Consider the following 25459-nt stretch of genomic DNA (forward strand, 5'->3'; position numbering starts at 1 on the left):
ATGAGCCGATCAACTGCGTTTCGGGCGCTCGGGCAGGCCGCCCTGGGCGCCGTGCTTCTGACCGCCGGCACCGGGCACCTCACCACCCAGCGCGAGGAGTTCCAGGCGCAGGTCCCGTCGTGGTTCCCGGTCGATCCGGACACGGTGGTCCTGGTGTCCGGGGTGGTCGAGCTGGCACTCGGGTCGGCGCTGCTCGCCACCTGGCGCCAGCCCGCCCGCCGGCTGCTCGGCCTCGCCGCGGCCGGCTTCTTCGTCGGGGTCTTCCCCGGCAACATCGCCCAGTTCGTCGAGCGCAAGGACGGCTTCGGCCTCGACACCGACGGCAAGCGCGCACTGCGGCTGCTCGGCCAGCCCGCCCTGGTGGCCTGGGCGCTGGCCGCCACCCGCTCCTGACATGATGGACCGGTGGCAACGGTTCGCGTCGAGACCCTGATCAACGCGACGGCAGCAAACGTCTGGGCGGCAGTCGCCGACGTCGGCGCCGTCCACGAACGACTCCTGCCCGGCCGGGTCTCCGCCGCCCGCATCGAGGGCGACACCCGCATCCTGACCATGCCGGACGGTTCCGAGGTCCGCGAGCTGATCGTCTCGATCGATCAGGAAACCCGCCGCTTGGCGTACGCGGTGGTCGGCGGCCAGCAGCTGCCGATCACCTTTCACCACGCGTCGTTCCAGGTGTTCGAGGAGGGCGACCGGAGCCGGCTGGTCTGGCTGACCGACGTCCTCCCGCACGAGATGGCCCCGGCCGTGCGGGCCCGCACCGAGCGCGGCATCCTCGAGCTGCGCCAGGTCCTCGAAGCCGCCGCCTGACCGTCACTCCCAGGTCTTGGCGTTGCGGGCGAAGACCTCGGGGTCGCTGTGCAGCGGAATCACGCAGATGATGTGCCCGCCGGGCACCCGCAGGATCCGGCACCCCAGCCAGCGGTTGATCTCCACCGCGCCCAGCGCCAGCAACCGCGCGGTCTCCGCGTCGACGTCGTCGGTCTCGATGTCGAGGTGGTAGCGGGCCTGATCGTCGACCGCCTGGATGGCCACGGTCAGCCCGTCCAGGAGGCCGGGCAGCGAGATGAACTGCTCCTCCCCCTCGACCGGGTTGGCGGGCACACCCAGCGCGCCGGACCAGAAGTCCGCAGCCTTGGCGGCCTCACCGGTGGGCACGTCGATCAGCAGGGTCGAAAACCGGCTCCGATGCATCCGCCCAGGGTACGGCGTCTCCGTGTAAAGTGCCGTCGCGCCACGACATGGGGAGATATCAATGGGCACGCCGGCCGCTCGATCATCACCTGGCCGCCGATGGGTTGTGCTGGGCTTCGTTGCGATGCTGCTGCCGGCCGCCGGGGCCTGCACGGCCACCCGCCCACACGGCCGACCGGCGGCCGCCGCATCGCCGGCCACGTCGGCGAGCCTCCCCCGCCCGCCGGTGCCGAGCGGCTCCACGCCGTACGAAAGCGCGGTCTTCGCCCTTCGTTTTCATGCTGCCGGGATCCATGACGACGACGAACAGGCCTGGATGGATGGCATCGATCCGGGCAACGCCGCCCTGCGCGAGCGCTACCAGGCGGTCTACCGGACGCTGAAGTCGCTGGGCGCGACCGAGTTCAAGTACGACCCGGGCATCAGCAAGGCCGATCCGAAGGATCCGTCGGCGATCACGTTCCCGACCCGGATCTGGTACTGCTTCGGCGCGGACACCTGCCGCGGCACCGACCCGGCCGAGATCCAGCAGGTCGTGACCATGAAAGCGGTCGGCGGCCGGTGGGTCATCCGGGCGGTCACCGACAAGCCCGATCCGCGCTACTTCGAGCCGACCCCGTGGGAGGACGGCACGCTCGTCCTCGCGCAGGGGCCGCACGTCACCGCCGCGGCCGAGCCGAGCGAGGCGTCCTTCCTGCAGCGGGTGCTGCCGCTGGCCGAGAAGGCGGCCGCCGCCGACGAGTCGTTCGCCACCAGGCTGCTGGCCACCCAGACCCGCTACCGCGTCTACCTGGCCGGGGAGAAGCAATGGAAGCGCTGGTACGGCGGCGACGACGACAAGTGGCTGGTCGGGCTGGCGGTGCCGATCAGCCGGTACGGCACCGACGTCATGCTGCGGATCCGCGAACTGGATTCGGACGCCGACATCCAGGTCACGCTGCAGCACGAGTTCGCGCACGTGATCAGCCTGGCCGGCGCCGAGGAGACCCGCGCGGCCGACAAGTGGCTGAGTGAGGGCATCGCGGAATACATCGGCTGGTCGCCGAAGACTGCGACGGCCAGCCTGCGGATGGGCAGCGTCCGGTGGCAGGTGAGCCGGCGGACGCCGCGCTCGATGATTCCGAAGGACCCGGGCCGGGACGGCTCGGGCCGGGAGGGCGACGCCTACTACGGCCTGAGCCATCTTGCGGTGGACTGCATGGCCCAGAAGTACGGCCAGGACCGGATGCTGCGCTTCACCCGACAGGTGCTGCTGCACGGCGAGACCTACGAGGTGGCGGCCCGTGATGCGTACGGGACGTCATTCGCCAAGGTCGACACCGCCTGCACGAGCTGGATCCGCGCGCACGTCTGAGCCACGCCAGCCGGCCGGGTCGACGCCGCCCGGGATGACGTCCGGCGGGTCGTAGGGCTGGCGGGTGAAGACGAACGTGCCCAGGTCGAGGTGGGTGACGGCGCCGTCGGCGTCGCGGATCAGGCGCAGGCGTTCGCCGTCGAAGTAGCCGTTCGTGCCGACCCACTCGCCGTTGCCGTCGGGTCGCAGGCGGGCGCCGCGCGGGCCGCCGGAGATCAGCTCCAGCCAGCCGTCGGCCCGGGGTTTGAGCACGTAGGCGCTGGGGCCCCAGTACCAGTGGCCGGCCAGCGCGAGCAGTTCCGGGTCCACCGTGGGCAGCGGGGTCCACGGCGCCGGGATGCGCGGCTCGCGCGACGCCACCAGCTCGAGCAGGTCGGCGGCGACGGTCGGGACCGGCAGGCCGGACGTGCAGTTGGCCAGCACCACCGTGGCCAGGTCGTCGTCGGGGCTGGTCCAGACGGTGGCGACGAAGCCGGGCATCGAGCCGGTGTGGCCGGAGAGCAGCCGCCCGTCGCGGCGCAGCAGCTGCATGCCGAGGCCGTAACCGGAATCCCAGCTCGCCGCGGCGGGCGCGCTGGACGGCATCCGCATCCGGTCGACCGACTCGGCGCCGAGCACCCGGTCGTCGCCGGCCAGCAGGAACGCGGCGAACCGGGACAGGTCGTCGGCGGTGGACCAGATCTGCCCGGCCGGGCCCATCCGGCCGGTGTCGGTGAGTGGCTCCGGCAGCAGCACGTCGGCGTGCGGGTGGACCGCCCAGCCGGACGCGTGCGGGGCGACCGGCCGCAGGGACGTGCGGCTCATGCCGAGGGGTTCGAGGATCTCCTGCCGCAGCACGGTGCCCCAGTCCTGGCCGCGTAGTTTTTCGACGAGCGCGCCGAGCAGCGCGAACCCGGGGTTGGAGTAGTGGTGCCGCTCCCCCGCCGGGTGCACCTGATGGTCCGGGCCGAGCACGTCGCCCAGCGCCGGGCGCAGGGTGCCGGCGGTGCGCTCCCACCACGGGCCGGGCGACTCGGCGGGCAGCCCGGCGGTGTGCGCGAGCAGGTCGCGGATGAGGGCGTCGCCGGCGACCGTGCCGGGCAGGTGGGCGCCGAGCGGGTCGGTGAGTGAGATCAGGCCCTCGTCGCGCAGCCGCATCACCAGCACGGTCACGAAGGTCTTGCTGATCGAGCCGATCCGGTATTGGCGGTCGCCGTCGGCGTCCTCGCCCCAGCCCTGGGTCCACACCGGACGGCCGTCGCGCACGACGGCGGCGACGGCGGACGGCGCGCGCCCCTCGACCTGGGCGGTGGCGAGCCGATGGCGCAGCGCGCGCCGGGTTTCCGGAAGAAGATCATCGGACATTCCGGAAACCTACCCTGTTTCAGACCCGGGTGCGGTAGCCGTAGCGGTGCAGGAACGGCCACGCCAGGGCGGTGGAGGTGAGGCGTGGACCGAACCGCTGCTCGGTGACCCAGCGGTCGTCCGCCTCGACGGCGATGTCGCCGTTGCGGAACCGGCTCGGGTTGCCGGCGATCGTGTGGTTCGGCTTGAGCCGCACCGTGTTCGCGTCGACGAACGGACCGTCAGCCGATGCCACGCCGGCCAGGTCGAGCAGGTCCTCGATGGCGGCCTGCGGGTCGGCGGCGAAGTCCTCGTAGCGCAGTCGCGCGTGCCGGCCGGGGAACGCCCGGGTGAGCCGCTCGGTGATCGCGTTGCGGGCCAGCCAGTGCACGGTGCTGGAGGTCGGCGACTGCACGATCGTGCTGCCGTTGCGCTTCTCCGGCGGCGGGGCGGCCCGCATCCAGGAGTGCGTGACCGCCCGCGGGTCACGGACCATGTGCAGCAGATAGGGCACGGTGCCGGGCATCCGGGTGAGCAGCGCCGCCCCGGACGGCACCTTCGACGAGTCGACGATCAGCTTGGCCCCGGTGACCTCGGCGATCGCGTGGTAGAGCTTGGTATAGATGTCGAGATACTCCTGGGCCTCGGCGGACAGGACGCCGTCGGCGAGGCTCTGGGTGTGGCGTACCCGGATGGTCTGCTTCTGCAGCTCGACGACGTGGGCCGGGTCGGGCAGCTGATCGCCGAAGGCGGCCGCGAGGATGCTCCGCCAGGTGACGCAGTTGGCGAACTTCACGCCGCAGCCGCATTTGCGGCCGATCATCAGGCCGCGGTGCCACAGGTAGAACAGCTCTCCGGTGGAGAACACGTTGTCGTACGAATTGAAGATGTTGTCGACGATCGTGGTTCCGCTGCGCCCCCACCCAGCGATATACATGATCTTCACCATGGCGGATCATGTTGACCAACAAAGTTAAGTATCGACCTTGAAGATCCTGTCCAAAGCCTTTGAGGGCTGTCATGTCGCGGGCTCGATCCGTCCGCTGACCTCGCCGAAACTGAGCCGGGTGCCGTCCATGGCGGGAGCGGTGGCGGTGATCGTGACCTGGTCGCCGTCCTCGAGGAAACTGCGCGTGCCGCCGTCTTTCAGCTCCAGGGGTGAGGCGCCGCCCCAGGACAGCTCGATGAACGATCCGCGCTGGTCCCGGGCCGGCCCGGAGACGGTGCCGGAGGCGAACAGATCACCGGTGCGCAGCGCGGCCCCGTTCACGGTCAGGTGGGCGAGCTGCTGCGCGGGCGTCCAGTACATCTCCGCGAACGGCGGCGAGCTGATCAACTCGCCGTTCAGCCGCACCTCGAGGGTCAGGTCCAGGCCCCACGGATGGCGGGTGTCGTCGAGGTAGGGCAACAGCGGCTCGTCCCGCGCCGGCGGCTTCACCCGGGCGGCTTCCAGGGCCGCGAGCGGAACGATCCAGGGCGACATCGAGGTGAGGAACGACTTGCCGAGGAACGGGCCGAGCGGGACGTACTCCCACGCCTGCAGGTCCCGCGCCGACCAGTCGTTGATCAGGCACACCCCGAACACGTGCTCCTCGAACGCGCTCACCGGCACCGACTCACCGAGCGCCGTCGGCACGCCGACGACGAAACCCACCTCCGCCTCGATATCGAGGCGAAGCGAAGGCCCGAGCGACGGTCCGGCATCCGGGGGCTTGCGCTGACCTTTCGGCCGTACGACCGGAGTGCCGGACAGGCGCACTGTCCCGGCCCGCCCGTGGTAGCCGATCGGCAGGTGCGTCCAGTTCGGAGTCAGCGGCGGCGAGCCGGGCCGGAACATCTTCCCGAGGTTCTCGGCGTGGTGCCGGGAGCTGTAGAAGTCGACGTAGTCGCCGACCTCGACCGGCAGGTGCATGGTCACCGCGTCGGCCGGCAGCAGGTGCCGCTCGACCACGCCCCGGTGAGCACGACCGGTGAGCAGGCTGGTCAGGTGCCGCCGGAGCTGCGCCCACGCGGCCGGCCCCTGTGCCATGAACGCGTTCAGGCTGCCGGTCGCGTGGATCGGGTCGCCGGTGACGGCGGCCAGGTCCAGCACCCGGTCGCCGACGGCCACGCCGGTGCGCGGGCCGGTGACGTCGGTCGAGAAGATCCCGTAGGGCAGGTTGGCGATACCGAAGCCGGCGGTCATGTGCTGATCCGATCATCGGTGGGGAGCAGGCCGAGGGCTTCGAGGTCAGCCACCGGTTCGGTGACGCTGCACGTGCCGAACGAGGTGAAGATGCGGCGGGTCTCGGCGACCTGGTCCGCCGTCAGGGCCCGCACGCCGGCCGCGATGCCCGGGGCGTAGTCGGCTTCGAGGTGACCCTCGGCGATCAGGACCGACGAGCCGTCACCGAGGGCGGCGGCGGCCAGCAGCACGTTGAGGAAGCCGTGGTGCTCGAAGCCGGTGGCCCGGTCGGTGTGCCGGATCGCGTGGTGCAGGCCGGCCGTGCATTTGAACGCGATGCCCCGGCGGACGCAAGCCGCCATCGCGTCGGCCAGGGTCGCCGCCGACGGGAACATCTCGGCGCGCAGGCCGCCGGTGCGCAGCTTGGCGCGGTGGCGGGTGCCGGCCAGGACGTCGAGCACGTGCAGCGCGTCCCAGGAGACCTCGACGAACGCCGGGATCTCCGGCGGCAGCGCGTCGTCGAGGAGTTTCACCACGTCACGGGCGTCCGGGGCGGTCGGCACGGCCGGGATCTCGATGGCGGCGAGACGCACGCCGGGGCGGTCGAGGGCGCGGAGGGTGGACCCGGCGTCCTCGGCAGTGACGATCACCGACAGGTCGATGGGTGACTCTTCCCCGGCGTACCGGAAAAGCTGCGTGAGTCTCGACGCCGGGATGACGAAGGGTCCGACCAGGTCGGCGAAGCGGGCGCGCAGCGACCGATGAGCCGGGACCGCCCGCTCGATGGGCGCGTTGCCGGGCGGGAAGAGCGCGGCGTCGTCGAACAGACCGTTGAAGATCATGACGGCCCCCGGCCCGACCATGACCAGGCGTAGCGGCCGTCGTCGGAGGCGGTGCCGGCTTCGCCGAGGCCGAGCGGACGGAACGTGTCGACCATGACCGCGGTCTCGTCGAAGAACTCGGCGCCCAGCGACCGTTCGACCGCGCCCGGCTGCGGGCCGTGCGAGTGGCCGCCCGGGTGCAGCGAGATCGAGCCCTTGCCGATGCCGGATCCCTTGCGCGCCTCGTAATCGCCGTCCACATAGAACATGACCTCGTCGGAGTCGACGTTCGAGTGGTAATAGGGCACCGGGATGGCGAGCGGGTGGTAGTCGACCTTGCGCGGGAGGAAGTTGCAGATGACGAAGTTGGCGCCCTCGAAGACCTGGTGCACCGGCGGCGGCTGGTGGACGCGCCCGGTGATCGGCTCGAAGTCCTTGAGGTTGAAGGCGTACGGGTAGAGGCAGCCGTCCCAGCCGACCACGTCGAACGGGTGCTCGGGGACGACATGGATCGTTCCGGCGAGCCCGCCCGGCCCGTCGCCGCGGTGCTTCACGAAGATCTCCGCGTCGGTGCCCTCGGCGAGCAGTGGAACCGACGGCCCGCGCAGGTCGCGCTCGCAGTAGGGGCTGTGCTCGAGGAACTGGCCGTACCGCGAGAGGTAGCGCTTCGGCGGCGCGATGTGCGAGTTGGCCTCGATCGCGTAGGTGCGCAGCGGCTCGTCGCCGGCCGGGATCCACCGATGCGTGGTCGTCCGCGGGATGATCACGTAGTCACCGGCACCCACCTCCAGCGCGCCGAACGTGGTCTCGACGGTCGCGCTGCCGCGCTCCACGAACACACACTCGTCGCCGACGGCGTTGCGGTAGAGGGGCGAGGGCAGACCCGAGACGGCGTACGAGATCCGCACATCCGCATTGCCCAGGACGAGCCGCCGGCCGGTGACCGCGTCGATCGCCTTCCACTCCTCGCCGGCGAACAGGTCGTGCAGTTTGAGGTGGCGCGGGATCAGCGGCGCGTTGGCGGTGACGGCCTGGTCGGGCAGTTGCCACGGCCGCGCGTCGACCAGCGCCGACGGGATGCCCCGGTGGTAGACCAGCGACGAGTCGGACGAGAAGCCCTCCTCACCGACCAGCTCCTCGGCGTAGAGCCCACCGTCGGGCCGCCGGTGCTGGGTGTGCCGCTTGGGCGGAATGTCGCCCACCTGCCGGTAAAACGTCATCGGTTTACCTCCATCGGGACAGGGCCGGCCCCGCCTCGTGAGCGGAGCGGGCCACGGCATCCACGCGCGGCACCCGGCCCTCCCGCGTCTCACGCAGGGTGACGAGGTAACCGCTCATTTACCGATCTGGACGTTACAAGCCGGTTTCCTGGCACACAAGAATGGGCGGGGTCAGGTCCAGACCGGACGGGTCGGCGCCGGCAGACCGGTCTCCTCCTCGCAGCGGGCCAGGATCTCCTCCAGGCCCGGCCCCATGTCGAAGACCGGCAGCTCGGCGGGCCGGGTGGCACGCAGCTCGTCCCGCCGGGCCGCGGTCGCCGCGTCGTCCACCTCGCCGGATCCGGTCACGACCACCCCGTACCGCTGCGCGCCCTCCGATGAAACCAGCCCGCGCCGGACCTCCTTCGCGACCAGCGCCGGGTCCCGCTCCAGCGGGTCGCCCCAGCCGCTGCCACCCCAGGTGACGAAGTGCAGCACGTCGCCGGGGCGGACCGGCACGTCGTGGCACTTGCTCGGCAGCACCTCCCGCTCCCCCGACGCCCGGTCGATCCACTTGCGGCCGCGCGCCCCCGGCGTACCCCCGTTGACGCCCCACGGATAGGTCAGCCAGCGGTCGTCGTGGATCGCGATCGTGCCCGGCTCCAGGAAGCGGTAGGCGACGTCCACGCCGTTGCCGCCCCGATGCAGGCCGGCGCCGCCGGTGTCGGCGACCGTCTCCCACTTCTCGATACGCAGCGGGTAGTAGGACTCGAGGAACTCGCACGGAATGTTGACGAAGCTCGGCCACAGCGAGTGACCGTCGGGGCCGTCGCCGAGCGGCCGGCCCGGGATGCCGCCGAACCCGATCGAATAGAGCTGGAACCACTCGCCCTTGCGGTCCCCGCCGGAGTAGTTCCCGGAGTACATGAAGTGCGGCGACGAGGAGAAGCCGGCCGCGTTGAGCAGCGCCGGGTTGGTCTGCCCGAGCAGGCCGCCGAACAGGTCGAAGACGCGGCCGATGCCGTGGTTGCGAGCATTCAGGGCGGCCGGATGCTTCGGCTTCCAGTAGGAGCCGTCCGGGATCGTCACGTCCACCAGCGGATAGAAACCGTCGTTCCACAGGATCTGCGGGTCGGCCACGGTGATCATGTAGATCCCGAAGAACATCCGGGCCAGGTTCTCGTTCAGGTAGTAGTTGACCGGGCCGATCGCCTGCGGGGACGAGCCGGTGAAGTCCAAGTGCACGCGGTCACCGGTGCGGGTCAGGGACAACTTCAGCTCGTACGGTCCGTAGCCGACACCGTCGTCACAGATGTAGTCGGTGAACGAGAGGGTGCGGCCCTCCTCGAAGACCACGTGCAGCAGCGTCTTCATCGCGTCGTAGTTGCGCTGGAGCAGGGCGTCCAGCGCCGAGAGGTAGGTGTCCACGCCGAACCGGGCACACATCTCGGTGACCCGCTTCGCCGCCGTCCGGCACGCGGCGACCAGGCCGCCCAGGTCGGCGCGGTTCCAGTCGGGCACCCGAACCTGGTTGAGGATGATCCGCAGCGCGTCCTCGTTGCGCTTCCCGGCGGCGTACAGCTTGAAGGGCGGGATGACCACGCCCTCCTCGTAGATCGTCTTGGCGTCCGTCGGCATCGAGGACGGCGTCTTGCCGCCCACGTCGGACATGTGCCCGAACATCGACGCCCAGCCGACCACCCGCCCGCCGACGAAGATCGGCAGCACGACCAGCCAGTCGTTGGCATGGCTGATCGCGGCGCCACAGGCGTACGGGTCGGAGGTGAGCAGCACGTCGCCCTCGCCGATGTCGCCGTCGAAGCCGGCCAGGAAGTCCGGGATCGACAGCCCGAACTGCCCGACGACCATCTTCCCGCTCGGGTCGGCGATGAGCGGGAACTCGTCGTGCTGCTCGCGGATGCCGGGCGACAGAGCCGTCCGGAAAAGGACCTCGTCCATCTCGTAGCGGGCGTTGCGCAGACCGTTCTCCACCAGGTCGAGGGTGACCGGGTCGACCTCCCTCTTCTCCAGAGGCGCAGTGTCGGTTTCCACGATGCGGGCCATCAGGCCTCCTTCGACGTCGGACGGATGAGGAGGCTGCCGCCGGCATCGGTGGTGGCAGCGTGGCCGGGAAGGATCAGGGTCGTCGAGTCCATCTCGGTGACGATGGCCGGGCCGTTGATCACGTTGCCGGCCTTGAGCTTCAGGCGGTCGTAGAGGGCCGCGTCGACGTACCGGCCGTCGACGTAGATCGGGGTCTCGCCGGTGCGGGCCTCCCCCGGATCCGGGTCGCCTTTTTCCAGACTTATCGGGGTGACCCGCGGGCGGGGGCCGGTGACCGTCGCTCGGGCATTCACCAGCTCATGATCAACCGAGAGGGCGAACGAGAAGAGCCGCTCATGTTCGGCATCGAACTTGGCCCCCAGCCCGGCGACGCCTTCAGCCAGCTCGAATGCCACCGGGAGTTCATTGCCCTGACCGACAAAGCGGACATCAGCGGAATATGCGATTTGCGCCGCCGACACGCCCTGCTCTGCGAGCCGGCTCGACGCCGCCGTGGCCAGCTCCTGGAAGATCGACGCCAGGTCCTCGTCGGACAAATCACCCAGCTTCCGCAAAACGGTTCGGGCGGACTCATCGCGAGCGGATGTGGTCGCATCACCCAGCGCACAGAGGACACCCGGCGAGGGCGGAACGATCACCGGCCAGGCCCCGGTCAGCCGGCCGAGCGCGTTGGCGTGCAGCGGCCCGGCCCCGCCGAACGCGACCAGGGCGAAGTCCCGCGGGTCGAACCCCTGCTGCACGCTGACCAGGCGCAGGCCACCGAGCATGTTCTCGTTGACGATGTCGACGATGCCGGCCGCGGCCTGCTCGGCGCTCGCCAGGCCCATCGCGTCGGCGATCGCCTGCACCGCGGCGCGGGCGGCCGCCCGGTCGAGTGTGATCTCGCCGCCGGCCAGCGCCGACGGGAGGTATCCGAGCACGACGTTCGCGTCGGTCACGGTCGCCGCGGCGCCGCCCTTGCCGTACGCGGCCGGGCCGGGTTCCGCCCCGGCGGACTGGGGTCCGACCCGCAACGCCCGGGTCAGCTCGGGAACGTGCGCGATCGAGCCGCCGCCGGCGCCCACCGTGCGTACGTCCACCGCCGACGCACGAACCGTGAGGTCGCCGACCTTGGTCTCCCGGCCGATGCGCGCCTGCCCGCCCTGCACCAGCGCGACGTCGGTCGAGGTGCCGCCCATGTCGAAGGTCAGCAACTCGGTGTGGCCGGACTGCTCGGCGACCCAGACCGCGCCGGTGACGCCGCCCGCCGGACCGGAGAGCAGCATGGTGACCGGGGCCGCGATCGACGCCTCGGCGGCGGAGAGACCGCCGTCGCTGCGCAGGATGGACAGCTCGGCCGGCACGCCCTCGGCCGTCAGCTTCGCGCTCAGGTTGGCCACGTAACGAGCCACCTGGGGCTGCACGTAGCCGTTGGCGACGGTGGTCAGCGCCCGTTCGTACTCCCGCATCTCGGGCAGCACGACGCTGGAGAGGGACACCTCGACACCGGGCAGCTCCTCCCGCGCAAGAGCCAGGATGCGGCGCTCGTGCTCGTCGTTCGCGAACGCGTTGATCAGGGAGACGGCCAGGGCCTCGACCCCGCGCAGTTTCCGCAGGGCAAGCCGGGCCGCCTCCTCGTCCAGCGGCTTGATCACCGACCCGTCGCTGCCGATCCGCTCCGGGACCTCGACCGTGTTCTCCAGGTCGGCCAGCGGCTCCGGCTTGGGCCAGATGATCCAGCCGGCCAGGCCACCCGGCACGAACGAGCGGGCGATCTGCAGCACCTGCCGGAAGCCTTCGGTCGTCACCAGGCCGACCGTGGCGCCCTTGCCTTCGAGGATCGCGTTCGTGGCGACCGTGGTGCCGTGCAGCACGTGCGCGACGGCGGACCGGTCGATGCCGGCCTCGGCGCACACCTTGTCGATGCCGTGCAGCACACCCACTGATTGATCGCTCGGCGTCGAGGCGGTCTTGGCCCGCCACGTCGAACCCGTTTCCTCGTCGACCAGCAGCACGTCGGTAAACGTGCCGCCCACATCCACGCCGAGTCGATAGGACATAAACGCTCCTTAGATGATCTTGGTTTGGCGCAAACGCGCGCGCTCCGTTTCGTCGAGGCCGAGAAGGCCGCCGTAGATCTCGTCGTTGTGCTCACCCAGGGCGGGCCCGGCCGTCCGCACCGCGCCCGGCGTCTCGGACAGCCGGGGCGTTGCATTCTGCATCGGGATCTCGCCGAAATCGGGGTGAGGCACGGTGACGATGGCCTCCCGCGCTTGGAAGTGCGGGTCGGCAAACATGTCTTTTGCCCGGAAAATCCGACCAGCCGGTACGCCGGCTTCGTGCAGTTTGGACAAAAGGTCTTCCGCTGCGTACTTCGCGGTCCACTCCGCGATCAGGACATCAAGCTCCTCCATCGTCGCGCCACGTGCTCCATGCGTCGCAAATCGGGCGTCCTGCGCCAGCTCGGGCTGCCCCATCACGGTCGCCAACCGGCCGAAAACACTGTCCTGATTCGCCGCGATCAGGATCAGGTCGCCGTCCCCGGTCGGGTAGACATTGCTGGGCGAGACGTTCGGAAGCACCGCCCCGGTGCGTTCCCGCTGGTAACCGGCCACCGCCCACTCCGGCAGCAGCGACTCCATCATGGCGAGCACGGCCTCGTAGATCGCCGAGTCGACGACCTGCCCGCGCCCGGTCCGCTCCCGCTGGTGCACCGCCACGAGGGTGCCGATGGTGGCATAGGTGGCGGCCAGCGAGTCCCCCAACGAGATCCCGGCCCGCACCGGCGCCCGATCCGGATCCCCCATCACATAGCGGATCCCGCCCATCGCCTCGCCGATCGACCCGAAGCCGGCGCGGCTGGCATAGGGCCCGGTCTGCCCGTATCCGGTCACCCGGGTGACGATCAGCCCCGGGTTGGCCTCCCACAGCGTGGCCGGCGCCATCCCCCAGCGCTCGAGCGTGCCCGGCCGGAAGTTCTCCACCACGATGTCGGCCGAGTCGATCAGCTTGCGCACCAGCGCCTGCCCCTCGGGCTGCCGCAGGTCGCAGGTCACCGACTTCTTGTTGCGGGCGACCACCGGCCACCACAGCGACTTGCCGTGCGGCTTCTCCCGCCCCCACTCGCGCATCGGGTCGCCCCGGCCCGGGTCCTCCACCTTGATCACCTCGGCGCCGAAGTCGCCGAGCAGTTGCCCGCAGAACGGCCCGGCGAGCAGCTGGCCGAACTCGATCACCCGCAGATCGTCCAGTGGAAGACTCACCGGTCGCCCCCGATCATGGTCGCCCGCGCGTTGTAAAGGTGAGCCCGCATGACCGCTTCCGCCCAATCGCCGTCGCCGGCCCGCGCGGCCGCCACCATCTCGACGTGGTGGTTGAGGCTGCGCGCCATCGCGTCGGGCGGATAGACCGCGAAGTTCTGATGCACGACGGCCGCGTGGGTGACGTTCTTCAACGCGCCCGCGAGCGGCTGCGAACCGGCCGCCTCGATGAACATCCCGTGGAACCGCCGATTGAGATCGACCAGCTGGGTCAGGTCGCGCCCGCCACCGCGCAGCATGGTTTCGGCGAGCTCGTCCAGTTCGGCCAGTTTGTCGTCGGTCAGTTTCGGCACCGCTTGGCGTACCGCATAGGGCTCGAGGCGCAGGCGGAGCTCGAAGATCTCCTGCAGCTGCTCCTTGGTCCACGACGCGACCCGGGCGCCGCGATTGGGCTGAAGCTCGACCAGACCCTCGGCCGCCAAGCGGGACAAAGCCTCCCGGATCGGCGTGCGGCTGACCGACAGGCGAGTGGCCAGCTCGGCCTCACCGAGGCGCGTTCCGGACGCGATCGCCCCCGAGAGGATCTCGTCCCGCAGGGACTGAGCCACCTGTTCCACCGCCGGCAGCATCCGGGGCCTCCTCGCGCCGATTGCATGCAATCCTTGCCCCGTACTGACGAATTCCGCAAGATCCGAGCCGGTTTTGCATACAACCCGCCTATCAAGTTTTTTGTCATAGCCTCCCGCTAACGTTCCGGCCAAGTTCCGACGAGGGGTGGCCATGCGGAGTTTCGAGTTCGTCGAGGGAAGCTCGGCGAAGTTCTGGGAGATCGAGCGCGACGGTCTCGAGGTGACGGTGCGGTGGGGCCGGGTCGGCACGTCCGGCCAGACAAAGATCAAGACCTTCGCCGACGACGGACTCGCCGCCACCCACGAGCTCAAGCTCATCACCGAGAAAACCAGGAAGGGTTACGCGGAGGTCAGCGCCCCAACCGCAACGGCGCCCGTTCCCACCTCCTCGTCCACGCCGGCTTCCGCGACCCCCGCGCCCGCTGCCGCGACCCCCGCTCCCGTGCCTGCTGTCGCCGCCGACGAAGACGCTTTCGTCGTCCCCACCTCGTGGTACAGGCATCGTTACGCACGCCGGGGCAGCGCCGGCGTCGGCACGTTCACGCCCGGGCCCAACGCCCGCAAGATCGTCGACGACGAGATCAACCGAGTCCCCGACCAGGTGAAACGGATCCTCGAATCACCCGGCACCGACCCGGCCGTCCGGCACGCCGCATTCGCCTGGCTCGCCGGCGACCCCGGCGCCCCGCCGATCGGCGCCGCCGCCGTCGTGGTCGCGTCCGCGCTCGGCCGGTGGGGCAACGAGACCCGCCTGGCCACCTTCGCCGACCGGTGGATCGCCGAGCGCGGCCTGCTGTTCGCGGTCGAGGCCGCCGCCGAGCTGATGACCCTGAAGGTCGGCCCGCACGGCCCGAGCCGGGGCAACCATCAGGATTACCAGGTCCGCACGATGGATCCGCGCGAGGTCCGCCCCGGCTGGCACAACCTCGACGAACAACTGGTCATCACGCTGCGGGTCCGCGAGGCGCTCGCCGCCGCCGACGACGAGGAATACGCGGCCGCGCTGGCCATCCTGTCCCGCTACCGCTCCGGCCACCTCTATGCCCGGGTCGGCGCCTCGATCCTGGCCCCGGGCCAGGCCGACTGGGTCGCGCAGGACCTCGCCGATGCCGAGGCCACCACCGACGGTTACCTCGGCATCGCGCTGACCACCGCGGTCCGCACCGCCGAGCAGGCCGCCGTGATCGGCTCGCTGGTCAGCAGCTATTCGGTGACCAGCCTGCTCGCCCTGCTGGTCACGCTGGCCGAGGGTGTCGGCTCCGGCTGCGCGCCCACCCTGTTCCAGTGGTTCGACGACGACCGCGGCGCCGACGCCCAGCGCCGCCTGCTCTCGGTGCTCACCGCGCTGCCCGGCGACGAGGTGATGACCGGCCTCATCGAGCGGGCCGGCGCCAAATACGTCTCGCCCGCCCTGCTCGAGGCGGCCGAGCGTTACCCGGTGCGCGCCCTGCGCCTGCTCGCCGAGGCCGGCGACCGGCCGGTCGTCGCCGACGCGCTGCGCGCCCACGTCCTGGCCCGGCCCGACCTGATCGACGCGGTGCGCCCCGCCCTGAGCACTGCCGCCGCCGCCCGGGTCGACGCGATCGCCGCCCGCGCCGCCGACCTCCGCATCGCCGATCCCACCGCCGTGCCGCCGTTGCTGATCACCCCGCCCTGGCAGCAGCGCACGAAGGCCGCCAAGCCGATCGTCATCGCCGATCTGACCTGCCAAGATCCGGCCACCGTCGAGTGGCTGCCGGGCGAGCGGGAAAATTGGTCGCAGACCCTGACCGTGCAGTACCACGACGGCAACAAGGATGACTGGGCGTCGATCGCCAAGCGCATCATCCTGGGCCGCACGTCGTGGTACGAGCCGATTCGCTTCTTCAAGGACGCACCCGAGCTGATCGCCCGGCCCGCCCTGACCCATTGGCGGCCCCACGAGACCTACGATTCCGGCACCTGGATGCGGGTGATCGCGGCCCGCTTCGAACTGGACGCGCTGCCGGCCATGCTGCACCTGGCCCAGCGCACCAACGAGATCGCGCCGGCCTTCCTGCCGTTCACCGCGCCGGTGATCGCCGTACAGATGGCCGACTGGCTGGTCCGGCTCAAGAGCGTCCGCCGCCTCGCGCTGACCTGGCTGCTGCGCCACGCCGCACCGGCCGCCCGCGCGCTGGTCCCGCCCGCCCTCGACAAGCCCGGCCCGGCCCGCCGCCAGGCCGAGCGTGCCCTGCTCGCGCTGCACGCGAACGGCCACACCGAGGCCGTCCGCGCCGCCGCCGCCTCCTACGGCCCGGCCCCGGCCGCCGCGATCGAGACGCTGCTGGCCACCGACCCGCTGACCGTCCTCCCGGCCCGGCTCCCACCGGCCCCGGCGTGGGCCGTGCCTGGCCTGCTGCCCCCGGTTCCGCTGCGCGACAGCGCCGGCGCCCTGCCCGCCGACGCGGTCGCCAACCTGCTCACCGTCCTGGCCGTGTCCAAGCTCGACGACCCGTACGCGGGAGTCGAGATCGTCAAGCAGGCCTGCGACCCGGCCGGCCTGGCCGAGTTCGGGTGGGGCGTGTTCCAGCGCTGGCAGTCGGCCGGCGCCGGCGCCAAGGAGGGCTGGGTGCTCGACGCGCTCGGCCTGATCGGCGACGACGAGACGGTCCGCCGGCTCACCCCGCTGATCCTGGCCTGGCCCGGCGAGGGCGGCCACGCCAAGGCCGTGACCGGGGTCGGCGTGCTCGCCGCGATCGGCACCGACGTGGCGCTGATGCACCTGCACGGCATCGCCCAGCGGGCCAAGTTCAAGGGCCTGAAGGCGGCCGCCAACCAGAAGATGGACGAGGTCGCCGCCGCCCTGGGCCTGAGCGCCGAGCAGCTGGCCGACCGCCTGGTGCCCGACTTCGGGCTCGAGTCCGACGGCAGCATGCGCCTCGACTATGGTCCGCGGCAGTTCGTGGTCGGCTTCGACGAGCAGCTCCGCCCGTACGTGACGGACGCCGCCGGCAAACACCTGAAGGCCCTGCCCAAGCCGGGCGCCCGCGACGACACCGCGCTCGGTGAGGCGGCCTACAAGCAGTTCGCCGCGCTGAAGAAGGACGTGCGCACGGTCGCCGGCGACCAGATCCGCCGCCTCGAACGGGCCATGGTCACCGGCCGCCGCTGGTCCGGCGCCGAGTTCCGCGAGCTGTTCGTCGGTCACCCGCTGCTCTGGCACATCGTCCGCCGCCTGGTCTGGGGCGTCTACGACGACTCCGGCAAGGTCGTCGGCGCGATCCGGGTCGCCGAGGACCGCACGCTCTCCACCGTGGACGACGACGAGACCACGATCGCCGACGACACGGTCGTCGGCGTGGCCCACCCGCTGCACCTCACCGACCTCGCCACCTGGTCGGAGCTGTTCGCCGACTACGAGATCCTCCAGCCGTTCCCCCAGCTGAGCCGGGAGACGTTCGCGCTCACCGCCGACGAGGCGGCCGGCACCCACTTCGCCCGGTTCGAGGGCAGCACGCTGCCGACCACCAAGGTGATGGGCCTGGAGCGGCGCGGCTGGCGGCGCGAGCAGCCACAGGACGCCGGCATCCAGGCCGCCATGGAGCTGAAACTGGCGCCGCGCCTGGAGGTGGCCGTCGAGCTCGACCCCGGCATCGTGGTCGGCATGCCCACCGAATTCCCGGAGCAGACGCTGACCCACATCTACGTGCACGACGGCTCCGCCTACAGCAGCTGGTCACGCAGCACGCAGGGGCTGATCCCGCTCGGCCGGCTCGACCCGGTGGCAGCTTCCGAGATCATCCGCGACCTGACCGAAATCACCGCGTGAGGGCATCATGATTGTCGACGTCACCGAACCCGCCGAGGCCGTGCAGCGCCCGCCCGCCGAGGTCCGCTTCGCCGCCGAGCTGGCCCGCCTGCGCGCGGCCGACACCGCCGCCCGCCCACCCGGCTGGCACCTGAGCGTCCAGGCCGCCCGCCGCTTCGTGGTCGGCGACCCGGCACTGGAGGTGAGCCGCAAGTTCGTCGGCGACCCGTCCCTGATCGACCGCGCGCTGATCACCCTGGCCACCAGCCGCGGCCTGATGCTGGTCGGCGAGCCCGGCACCGCCAAATCCCTGCTGTCGGAGCTGCTGGCGGCGGCCGTGAGCGGCGACTCCACGCTGACCATCCAGGGCGGCGCCGCGACCACCGAGGACCAGATCCGCTACTCGTGGAACTACGCCCTGCTGGTGGCCGAGGGCCCGTCGATGCGGTCGCTGGTGCCGGCCCCGATGCTGCGCGGCATGGCCGAGGGCCGCACCGTCCGCTTCGAGGAGATCACCCGCTGCCCCCTCGAAGTGCAGGACTGCCTCCTCTCCCCGCTGTCCGACCGGGTGCTCGCGATCCCCGAGCTGACCGGCGCGGAGTCGATGGTGTTCGCCCGCGACGGCTTCAACGTCATCGCCACCGCGAACACCCGCGACCGCGGCGTCAACGACATGAGCTCGGCCCTGAAACGCCGGTTCAACTTCGAGACGGTCTTCCCGATCGCCGACTTCCGCACCGAACTGGCCCTGGTCACCGACGAGGCGGCCCGCCTGCTGCGCCGCTCCGGCGTCACCGCCGAGCCACGGCGCGACGTCCTCGAGGTGCTCGTGACGACGTTCCGCGAGCTGCGCACCGGCGAGACCGCCCGCGGCGACTCGATGGACCGCCTGTCCGCGGTGATGAGCACGGCCGAGGCGGTCTCGGTGGCGCACGCGGTCGGCCTGCGCGGCTGGTTCCTGCGCGGCGAGCCCGGCAACGCCGAAGACGTGGTGACCTGCCTGGCCGGCACCGCGGCCAAGGACAACCCCGAAGACCTCGCCAAGCTGCGGCGCTACCTGGCCCAGCAGGTGACCTGGCGGGACGGCGACCAGTGGACGGCCCTGCACCAGGCCCGCCACCTGCTGCCGGGCTGACCGATGCCGGTCACGTTCATCGGCGTCCGCCACCACAGCCCCGCCTGCGCGCGGCTGGTGGCGGACACCATCGACCGCCTCCGCCCGGCCTACGTCCTGATCGAGGGCCCGGCCGACTTCAACCCGCGCCTCGACGAGCTGACCCTGGGCCACACCCTTCCGCTGGCGATCTTCAGCAGCTACCGCGACGACGACCGCCGGCACGCGTCCTGGGCCCCGCTGTGCGACTACTCCCCCGAGTGGACGGCCCTCACCCACGCCCGCCGGGTCGGCGCCGAGACCCGCTTCATCGACCTCCCGGCCTGGCACCCCGCCTTCGCCGGCCTGGCCAACCGCTACGCCGACGCCGAGTTGCGCTACGCCGACGTGATGACCCGCCTGTGCCGCAGCTTCGAGGTCGACAACACCGACGTCCTGTGGGACCACCTCTTCGAAACCGCCCCCACCGACGACCTGGCCACCCGCCTGGACACATACTTCGACCTGATCCGCGGCGACGCCGACCCGGGCGCCGCCGACCGCGCCCGCGAGTCCTACATGTCGTCCTGGGTCGACGCCGCAGCCACCGCGGCCGGCGACCGCCCGGTAGTGGTCGTAACCGGCGGCTTCCACCGCCCCGCCCTCGTAGCCGCCCAGAAAGCCACCGCCAACCCCCACCCACCCTCCACCAGAGCCACGCTCGCGGTCCAGGCCCCGCCCCCGGACCAGGCCACGTTCTCGGACCAGGCCACGTTCTCGGACCAGGCCACGTTCTCGGACCAGGCCACGTTCTCGGACCAGGCCACGTTCTCGGACCAGGCCGCGTTCTCGGACCAGGCCGCCCTTTCGGCCGGCGCCGCCCTTTCGGGCGACGCCACGCTCTCGGGCGACGCCACGGCCTCGGGCGACGCCACGCTCTCGGGCGACGCCACGGCCTCGGATCGGGCTGCGCCCTCGCGGGCCAGCGGGTTTGACGTCGCGTGGCCGGCGGTCCCGGCCATGCCGGACGGGGCGATCGGTGGGAGCTTCCTCGTGCCGTATTCCTTCCGGCGGCTCGATGCCTTTGACGGCTACCAGTCGGGGATGCCGTCGCCGGGTTACTACCAGGAGCTGTGGGAATCCGGTCTGGAGGGTGCCGCGCGGCACCTGGTCGAGGCGGTGGCCACCCGGCTGCGGGAGCGGAAGCAGCCGGTGTCGACGGCCGACCTGATCGCCGCGCACGCCACCGCCGAAGGGCTCGCCGCAGTGCGCGGGCATCGTCGGCCGGGGCGCACCGACGTGCTCGACGGGCTGGCTTCGGCGTTGGTGAACGAGGCTCTCGACGTACCGCTGCCGTGGTCGTCGCGCGGGACGCTCGGGGCCGGAAGCCATCCGGTCGTGGTCGAGATGGTCGCCGCGCTGAGCGGGACGCGCGTCGGGCGCTTGCACCCGGCGACGCCCGCGCCGCCGCTCGTCCATGATCTCGACGCCGAACTGACCCGCTCCGGATTGGACGGCGCCGCCGACCTCGATCTCGACCTGACGAAGGACACCGAGCGGCAGCGCAGCCGGGTGCTGCACCGGGTGCGGGTGCTAGAGGTGCCCGGCTTCCGGCGAGACTCGGGGCCGGCGACCGGCCTCGAACCGGTGCTGCGCGAGCGCTGGACCCTGCGCCCGTCCGCCGACCGGCTGAGCGCGGTGATCGAGGCCGGCGCCTTCGGCGTGACGCTCGCCGACGCGGCTGCCGCCGTGCTCGCCGACCGCGCCGCCCGAGCCGGCCGCGACGTGGACGCCCTGGCCACCGTCCTGTTCGACGCGGCGCTGGCCGGGATCACCGACATCTCGGCGCGCACCCTCGCCGACATCGAGGCCGCGGTGGGTTCCGCCCCCGACCTCGGCCCGCTCGGCCGCACCCTGGCCGTCGTGCTGACCATGTGGCGGCACGGCCACCTGTTCGGCACCGCGCACAGCGACACGCTCGGCACGGTCATCGCCGCGTCGGTCCGCCGGATCCTGTGGCTGGCCGAGGGGATCCGCGGTGGCGATGCCCCCGCCGACCCCGGCCGCATCGCCGCCCTGGCCGCCTGCCGCGACGCCCTCCACCACGCCGAACGCCCGCTGGCCCTCGACCGCGAGGCCGCCCTGGAGGTAGCCGCCCGCCTCGCCGCGGACAGCGACGTCCCACCCGACCTGCGCGGCGCCGCTTTCGGCTTCCGCTGGGCCCTTTCCGAACCGCCACCAACGGCCCCCGTCGACGACCCGGCGCCGGCTCGCGCGCTCGATCCGGTGCGGGCCGTTCGTGGGGCGTTCGTGCCGCGGTCGGCCGGGGACTGGCTGGCCGGGCTGTTCGCGCTGGCGCGCGAAGAGGTGCTGCAGCACGCCGATGTGGTCGGGCTGCTCGACGAGCTGATGTCGGGGCTGTCCGGCGACGACTTTCTGGTGGCGCTGCCGGCGTTGCGGCAGGCGTTCGAGTATTTCCCGCCCCGGGAGCGGGAGACGATCGCGGCGCGGGTGCTGGAGCGGCGCGGGCTCGGCGGAAGTGGGCGGCGGCTGCTGCGCGGCGGGCTCCATCCGCAGGTGGTGGCGGCCGGGATGGCGCTGGACGACCTGGTGGACGCCGTGTTGCGGCGGGAAGGGCTGGTGTCGTGACCGATCCGGATCTGGAGCGCTGGCGGCTCGTCCTCGGCGAGCCGGCCGCGGCCGCGGGTGAGCTCGGCCCGGAAGCGGCCCGGCGGGACGCGGCTCTCGACTGGCTGTACGGCCGGGACGACGACCATGACCGGCGGGACGTGCGGCGCCGGGCCACCCGGCTCGGTGGCGGCGGGCCGTCCGCGCTGACCGCCGTCGATTGGCTCGATGACATCAACCGGCTCTTCCCGAAGGAGACGGTCGAGCGGTTGCAGCGCGACGCCATCGAGCGGTACGAGATCACCGACATCGTCACCGACCCGGAGGTGCTGCGGACCGTCGAGCCCAATCCGGCGCTGCTGCGCGCCGTGCTACAGACGAAGCACCTGATGAATCCCGAGGTGCTGCGCCTGGCCAGGCGGATCGTGGAAGCCGTGGTCCGGGACCTGATGGCGCGGATGGCGACCGAGGTGCGGGCCGCGTTCACCGGTGCCCGGGCGCGCAAGCCGAGCCGGTGGAAGCAGGCCCGCGACTTCGATGTGCGGCGGACCCTCCGCGCCAACCTCGGCCACTACCGCCCTGACGAGCGCCGGCTCTACATCGAGACGCCGCACTTCTTCTCCCGCAGCCGCAAGCACGTCGAGCAGTGGCAGCTGATCCTGCTCGTCGACCAGTCCGGCTCGATGGTCGACTCGGTCATCCACTCGGCCGTGACCGCGGCCTGCCTGTGGGGCCTGCCGGGCGTGCGCACCCACCTGGTCGCCTTCGACACCGACGTGGTCGACCTGACCCAGGACGTGGACGACCCGGTCGAGCTGCTCATGAAGGTCCAGCTCGGCGGCGGCACCGACATCGGCCGCGCGGTCCGCTACGGCGCCGGCCTGATCGAACAGCCGCGCCGCGCGATCGTCGCGGTGATCAGCGACTTCTTCGAGGGTGGCTCGGAGGCGGCGCTGATCCGATCCGTCCGCGACCTGATCGAGCAGGGCACCAAGGTCCTGTGCCTGGCCGCCCTGGACGAGCAGGCCAACCCGGTCTTCGACCGCGAGCTGGGGCAGCGCCTGGCCGACCTGGGCGCCGCGGTCGGCGCGATGACCCCCGGCCGGCTGGCCGAGTTCGTCGCCGAGCAGGTGAGCCGATGAGACCGGACCTCCTGGCCCTGACCACCGACACCCTGGCCGAGCTGACCAACCGCGGCCTGGTGAAACGAGCCGCCCGCGAGGCGGACCGCGAGCCGCCGGCCATCTCGGAGGACCCGGACGGCACCGTCCACGCCACCGCGCCCGACGGCATCACCACGGTCCTGCCCCGCGGCGGCCTGGCCGCCGGCAAGTGCGCCTGCGAGGCCCCCGGCCTGTGCCGGCACCTCCTCGCCCTGGTTCTCACCTACCAGCAGCAACACCAGTCCGCAGCGCCAGGCGATGTGGTCGGGCCCCCGAGCCCCGCGCCGGCGGATCACGCCTGGTCGCCGGGCGAGTTCACCGAGGCGCAGCTGGTTGCCCGGATCGGGGAACGGGCGGTCGGCGCGGCCCGCCGGGTGGAGCGGGCCGGTTATGTGGCGCGGGTGCATCGGGGCCGGCCCGGGGATCCGGTTCCGACCGTGGAGCTGCCCACCGCCACCGTGCGGTTCCTGGTGCCCGGGGATCTCGGGTTCGCCCGGACCGACGCGGTCGCCGGAGTCCGGGACGACGTCATCGCGCTGGCGGTGTGGGCCTTCCGGGCCGCCGACGAGCAGACGCCGGGCGAGGGCGACGTTCAGGTTCAGGTCGGTGGCGGGGCGGCCGCCGGTGGTGGGGCGGGGCTCGATCGGGCCGTGGCGCTCGCCGGGCTCGTGCTCCGGGAAGGGGCCGTCCATCTCGGCGCGGGGATCGGCGCCGAGGTCACCTCGGTGCGGCGGGAGCTCGAGGCGGGCCGGCTCCGGTGGCCGCTGCTGGCCGTGGAGGACCTGGTCGGGCAGCTCGACGCCTACCGGGAACGGAGCGCCCGCTACCGCCCGGAAGCCCTCGCCGACCACGTGGCCGAGCTGTTCGCACGGCATCGCGCGGCCGGCGCCGGCGGGGCCAGTCTGGTCTCGCGGGTGCTGGGGACCGATGAGGCGTCGGAGACTCCGCTCCGGCGGGCCCGGCTCGACGGGCTCGGGGCCCGCGTGTCGGTGGCCGGGGAGGAACGGGTGGTCGACGTGTTCCTCGCGCATGCGGACAGTGGGACCGTTCTGGTGCTGCGGCGAGCGTACGCAAGCGACGAAGCCGGACCACGTCTGGGCGAACGCCGCGTCGCCGGCGTGAGCATCCGCGCGCTGGCGTCGGGGGTGGTGGTCACCGAGTCCGCCGCGCGCAGCGCGAGTCGCACCGTGCGGCTCGGCGCCCGGCGGCTGAGCCGGACCGAGGCGATGGCGACCCGGGGATCGTGGGACGAGCTGCCGCGTGCGCTCGTCGCCGACGACCTCGCCGCTCTCGCCGCCGAGCTCGGCGCCCTGCCGCCGCGGCCGATCCGGGCGCGGGTGGAGGCCGAACTCGTGCGGGTGGTGCCGGTGGCCGAGGTGCGGTCGATCAGCTATGCACCGGGGGCGCAGCGGCTGGACGCGGTGATCGCGGACGGGAACGGCACGACCGCGACGATCACCGCGACGCATGCGGCCTGCGCGCCCGGGCGGCTCGACGGGGTGGCCGAGGCGTTGAGCGGCGAGGTCCGGTTCGTCGCCGGGAGTGTTCGCCGGGGCGGCGGTGGCGTGGTCATCGATCCGATCGGCTTCGCGACCGGCGACGGCGTGCTGGTGCCGGATCTGGCGCCGGCGACGCACGGCGCGGATCCGCGGCCGCTGCCCGACGCGACGGCCGATCCGCTCGGGCATGCGCTGGACGAGGCGCTGACCCTGCTGGCCGAGGTGACGCATCGCGGGCTGCTGCACACACCGCCGACGATGGGCGGCCGGCTCGGCGGTGCGGCCGACCGGCTGGCGCGCACCGGCCTGCGCCGGGCCGCCGAGGCGACGCGAGCGCTCGCCGGCCGGCTCGGCCCGGACCCGGGCGCCGACGCCGTGGATGCCTGGGTGGAGGCCTACCTGCGGGTATGCCTGGCCGCGGAGTTGCGCCCATGAGCTTGGTTCGCCTCAACGGCGTCGACCTGTTCGTCCGGCGCTTCGGCGATCCGGCGCTGCCCGCGCTGGTGGTGATCCACGGCGGTCCGACCTGGGACCACAGCTATCTGTTGCCGGCCGTCGCCGAGCTCACCGATGTGGCCCACGTCGTCGTGTTCGACCTGCGTGGCTGCGGCCGCAGCCAGCGCACGCCGCCGATCGGGGACCTGCCGGAGAGCGAGCTGCAGCCCCATCTGCTCGCCGACGACGTCGCCGCCGTCATCCGCTCGCTGGATTCCGGGCCGGCCGACGTGCTGGGCTTCTCCTTCGGCGGGCGGATCGCCATGCGCCTGCTGCAGCAGCATCCCGAGGTCGTGCGCCGTCTGGTCCTCGCCTCGACCACGGCATATACCGACTTCGGCGACGAGCTGCGGGCTTCGGCCGACTACCAGCGGCGCAGTGAGCTGTGCGCCGACGTCCGCTTCGACGACCCGATCCTGAGCGGACCGACCGCGCCGGACGGCGCCCTGAGCCGGGCGATGGCCTACGCGAGCGCGCCCTTGCAGGTGTGGCGGCTTGATCGTCTCGAAGCCTGGCACACGGTGCTCGAACGAGTCCATTTCACCAGCGACTACAACCGGCCGTACGCCGACGGGACGTTACTGCCCGGCGGACCGGACGAGGCCGACGCGGTGTTGCGTGACTGGGGCCGGCCGGTGTTGATCCTGCACGGCGTGAACGAGATGGGCTTCCCGATCGGGGTGGCCCGCCGCCTGCACGCCGCGCTGCCGGCCAGCACTCTTGTCGAGGTGCCGGCGGCCGCCCACATGGCGCATTTCGACAATCCCGACCGCTGGCTGACCGGCATCAGGCAGTTTCTGACGACCGGCTGACCTCGGCGGCCAG

19 protein-coding genes are annotated in these 25459 nt (G+C 72.0%); 9 read left to right on the forward strand and 10 right to left on the reverse strand.

Annotated elements, in window-relative coordinates; genetic code table 11:
• Both AB0E90_RS22595 and AB0E90_RS22600 read left to right on the forward strand, forming a co-directional pair.
• A complete protein-coding gene (locus AB0E90_RS22595; RefSeq protein WP_360408763.1) occupies window positions 1-393 on the forward strand; it encodes a hypothetical protein in 393 nt (130 codons plus the stop codon).
• Window positions 394-405: 12 nt separating this feature from the next.
• Entirely contained in the window at window positions 406-810 is a 405-nt protein-coding gene (locus AB0E90_RS22600) for an SRPBCC family protein (RefSeq protein WP_360408766.1), read from the forward strand.
• Window positions 811-813: 3 nt separating this feature from the next.
• On the opposite strand, the gene AB0E90_RS22605 is transcribed toward AB0E90_RS22600, so the two are convergent.
• Window positions 814-1194: a VOC family protein gene (locus tag AB0E90_RS22605; protein ID WP_360408769.1), complete on the reverse strand. Its 381-nt coding sequence runs from the start codon at window positions 1192-1194 to the stop codon at window positions 814-816.
• Window positions 1195-1300: 106 nt separating this feature from the next.
• Here AB0E90_RS22605 and AB0E90_RS22610 point away from each other — a divergent pair, with 106 nt between their 5' ends.
• On the forward strand, window positions 1301-2548 hold the full coding sequence (locus tag AB0E90_RS22610; RefSeq protein WP_360408772.1) for a hypothetical protein: 1248 nt from the start codon (window positions 1301-1303) through the stop codon (window positions 2546-2548).
• On the opposite strand, the gene AB0E90_RS22615 is transcribed toward AB0E90_RS22610, so the two are convergent.
• From AB0E90_RS22615 to AB0E90_RS22655, 9 genes are all read right to left on the reverse strand, one after another.
• On the reverse strand, window positions 2495-3892 hold the full coding sequence (locus AB0E90_RS22615) for a serine hydrolase domain-containing protein (RefSeq protein ID WP_360408775.1): 1398 nt from the start codon (window positions 3890-3892) through the stop codon (window positions 2495-2497). The two genes, AB0E90_RS22610 and AB0E90_RS22615, sit on opposite strands and share 54 nt — an antisense overlap.
• A gap of 19 nt (window positions 3893-3911) precedes the next feature.
• Window positions 3912-4808 carry a sulfotransferase gene (locus tag AB0E90_RS22620; protein WP_360408778.1) on the reverse strand — a complete coding sequence of 299 codons (897 nt, stop codon included), beginning with the start codon at window positions 4806-4808 and terminating at the stop codon, window positions 3912-3914.
• An 81-nt stretch (window positions 4809-4889) separates the two neighbouring features.
• Entirely contained in the window at window positions 4890-6056 is a 1167-nt protein-coding gene (fahA, locus tag AB0E90_RS22625) for a fumarylacetoacetase (protein WP_360408781.1), read from the reverse strand.
• Complete coding sequence (locus AB0E90_RS22630) at window positions 6053-6877, reverse strand: hypothetical protein (RefSeq protein ID WP_360408784.1); 825 nt, start codon at window positions 6875-6877, stop codon at window positions 6053-6055. Before AB0E90_RS22630 ends, fahA begins: the two co-directional genes overlap by 4 nt.
• A complete protein-coding gene (locus AB0E90_RS22635) occupies window positions 6874-8076 on the reverse strand; it encodes a cupin domain-containing protein (protein WP_360408787.1) in 1203 nt (400 codons plus the stop codon). The genes AB0E90_RS22630 and AB0E90_RS22635 overlap by 4 nt, the downstream gene beginning before the upstream one ends.
• A 171-nt stretch (window positions 8077-8247) precedes the next feature.
• Window positions 8248-10119: a hydantoinase B/oxoprolinase family protein gene (locus AB0E90_RS22640; protein ID WP_360408790.1), complete on the reverse strand. Its 1872-nt coding sequence runs from the start codon at window positions 10117-10119 to the stop codon at window positions 8248-8250.
• Complete coding sequence (locus AB0E90_RS22645) at window positions 10119-12158, reverse strand: hydantoinase/oxoprolinase family protein (RefSeq protein WP_360408793.1); 2040 nt, start codon at window positions 12156-12158, stop codon at window positions 10119-10121. The genes AB0E90_RS22640 and AB0E90_RS22645 overlap by 1 nt, the downstream gene beginning before the upstream one ends.
• Window positions 12159-12167: 9 nt before the next feature.
• On the reverse strand, window positions 12168-13361 hold the full coding sequence (locus tag AB0E90_RS22650; protein WP_360408796.1) for a CoA transferase: 1194 nt from the start codon (window positions 13359-13361) through the stop codon (window positions 12168-12170).
• Window positions 13358-13987, reverse strand: a complete 630-nt coding sequence (locus AB0E90_RS22655; RefSeq protein WP_360408799.1) for a GntR family transcriptional regulator — start codon at window positions 13985-13987, stop codon at window positions 13358-13360. Before AB0E90_RS22655 ends, AB0E90_RS22650 begins: the two co-directional genes overlap by 4 nt.
• 151 nt (window positions 13988-14138) lie before the next feature.
• Between AB0E90_RS22655 and AB0E90_RS22660 the strand changes: the two genes are divergently transcribed.
• From AB0E90_RS22660 to AB0E90_RS22685, 6 genes are read left to right on the forward strand one after another with little or no spacing between them, the layout of a single operon-like run.
• Window positions 14139-17777, forward strand: coding sequence for a DUF4132 domain-containing protein (locus tag AB0E90_RS22660; protein WP_360408802.1), 3639 nt, complete (start codon window positions 14139-14141; stop codon window positions 17775-17777).
• A 7-nt stretch (window positions 17778-17784) separates the two neighbouring features.
• Window positions 17785-18891 carry an AAA family ATPase gene (locus AB0E90_RS22665; protein ID WP_360408805.1) on the forward strand — a complete coding sequence of 369 codons (1107 nt, stop codon included), beginning with the start codon at window positions 17785-17787 and terminating at the stop codon, window positions 18889-18891.
• Window positions 18892-18894: 3 nt separating this feature from the next.
• Window positions 18895-21498, forward strand: coding sequence for a DUF5682 family protein (locus AB0E90_RS22670; RefSeq protein WP_360408808.1), 2604 nt, complete (start codon window positions 18895-18897; stop codon window positions 21496-21498).
• Window positions 21495-22619: a VWA domain-containing protein gene (locus tag AB0E90_RS22675; protein ID WP_360408811.1), complete on the forward strand. Its 1125-nt coding sequence runs from the start codon at window positions 21495-21497 to the stop codon at window positions 22617-22619. The genes AB0E90_RS22670 and AB0E90_RS22675 overlap by 4 nt, the downstream gene beginning before the upstream one ends.
• Window positions 22616-24574 (forward strand): hypothetical protein, encoded by a 1959-nt coding sequence (locus tag AB0E90_RS22680; protein WP_360408814.1) that lies wholly within the window; start codon window positions 22616-22618, stop codon window positions 24572-24574. The genes AB0E90_RS22675 and AB0E90_RS22680 overlap by 4 nt, the downstream gene beginning before the upstream one ends.
• Window positions 24571-25446 carry an alpha/beta hydrolase gene (locus tag AB0E90_RS22685; RefSeq protein WP_360408817.1) on the forward strand — a complete coding sequence of 292 codons (876 nt, stop codon included), beginning with the start codon at window positions 24571-24573 and terminating at the stop codon, window positions 25444-25446. Before AB0E90_RS22680 ends, AB0E90_RS22685 begins: the two co-directional genes overlap by 4 nt.
• Window positions 25447-25459: the final 13 nt, after the last annotated feature.

It is taken from the genome of Actinoplanes sp. NPDC026619 (assembly GCF_040638295.1).
Classification (GTDB): Bacteria; Actinomycetota; Actinomycetes; order Mycobacteriales; family Micromonosporaceae; genus Actinoplanes.

Bases quoted from the DNA above. Each gene is read 5' to 3' on its own strand.
- AB0E90_RS22595 (WP_360408763.1), top strand. From the start codon at position 1: ATGAGCCGATCAACTGCGTTTCGGGCGCTCGGGCAGGCCGCCCTGGGC.
- AB0E90_RS22605 (WP_360408769.1), bottom strand. From the start codon at position 1,194: ATGCATCGGAGCCGGTTTTCGACCCTGCTGATCGACGTGCCCACCGGT.
- AB0E90_RS22615 (WP_360408775.1), bottom strand. From the start codon at position 3,892: ATGTCCGATGATCTTCTTCCGGAAACCCGGCGCGCGCTGCGCCATCGG.
- AB0E90_RS22620 (WP_360408778.1), bottom strand. From the start codon at position 4,808: ATGTATATCGCTGGGTGGGGGCGCAGCGGAACCACGATCGTCGACAAC.
- fahA (WP_360408781.1), bottom strand. From the start codon at position 6,056: ATGACCGCCGGCTTCGGTATCGCCAACCTGCCCTACGGGATCTTCTCG.
- AB0E90_RS22630 (WP_360408784.1), bottom strand. From the start codon at position 6,877: ATGATCTTCAACGGTCTGTTCGACGACGCCGCGCTCTTCCCGCCCGGC.
- AB0E90_RS22635 (WP_360408787.1), bottom strand. From the start codon at position 8,076: ATGACGTTTTACCGGCAGGTGGGCGACATTCCGCCCAAGCGGCACACC.
- AB0E90_RS22640 (WP_360408790.1), bottom strand. From the start codon at position 10,119: ATGGCCCGCATCGTGGAAACCGACACTGCGCCTCTGGAGAAGAGGGAG.
- AB0E90_RS22645 (WP_360408793.1), bottom strand. From the start codon at position 12,158: ATGTCCTATCGACTCGGCGTGGATGTGGGCGGCACGTTTACCGACGTG.
- AB0E90_RS22655 (WP_360408799.1), bottom strand. From the start codon at position 13,987: ATGCTGCCGGCGGTGGAACAGGTGGCTCAGTCCCTGCGGGACGAGATC.
- AB0E90_RS22660 (WP_360408802.1), top strand. From the start codon at position 14,139: ATGCGGAGTTTCGAGTTCGTCGAGGGAAGCTCGGCGAAGTTCTGGGAG.
- AB0E90_RS22665 (WP_360408805.1), top strand. From the start codon at position 17,785: ATGATTGTCGACGTCACCGAACCCGCCGAGGCCGTGCAGCGCCCGCCC.
- AB0E90_RS22670 (WP_360408808.1), top strand. From the start codon at position 18,895: ATGCCGGTCACGTTCATCGGCGTCCGCCACCACAGCCCCGCCTGCGCG.
- AB0E90_RS22680 (WP_360408814.1), top strand. From the start codon at position 22,616: ATGAGACCGGACCTCCTGGCCCTGACCACCGACACCCTGGCCGAGCTG.
- AB0E90_RS22685 (WP_360408817.1), top strand. From the start codon at position 24,571: ATGAGCTTGGTTCGCCTCAACGGCGTCGACCTGTTCGTCCGGCGCTTC.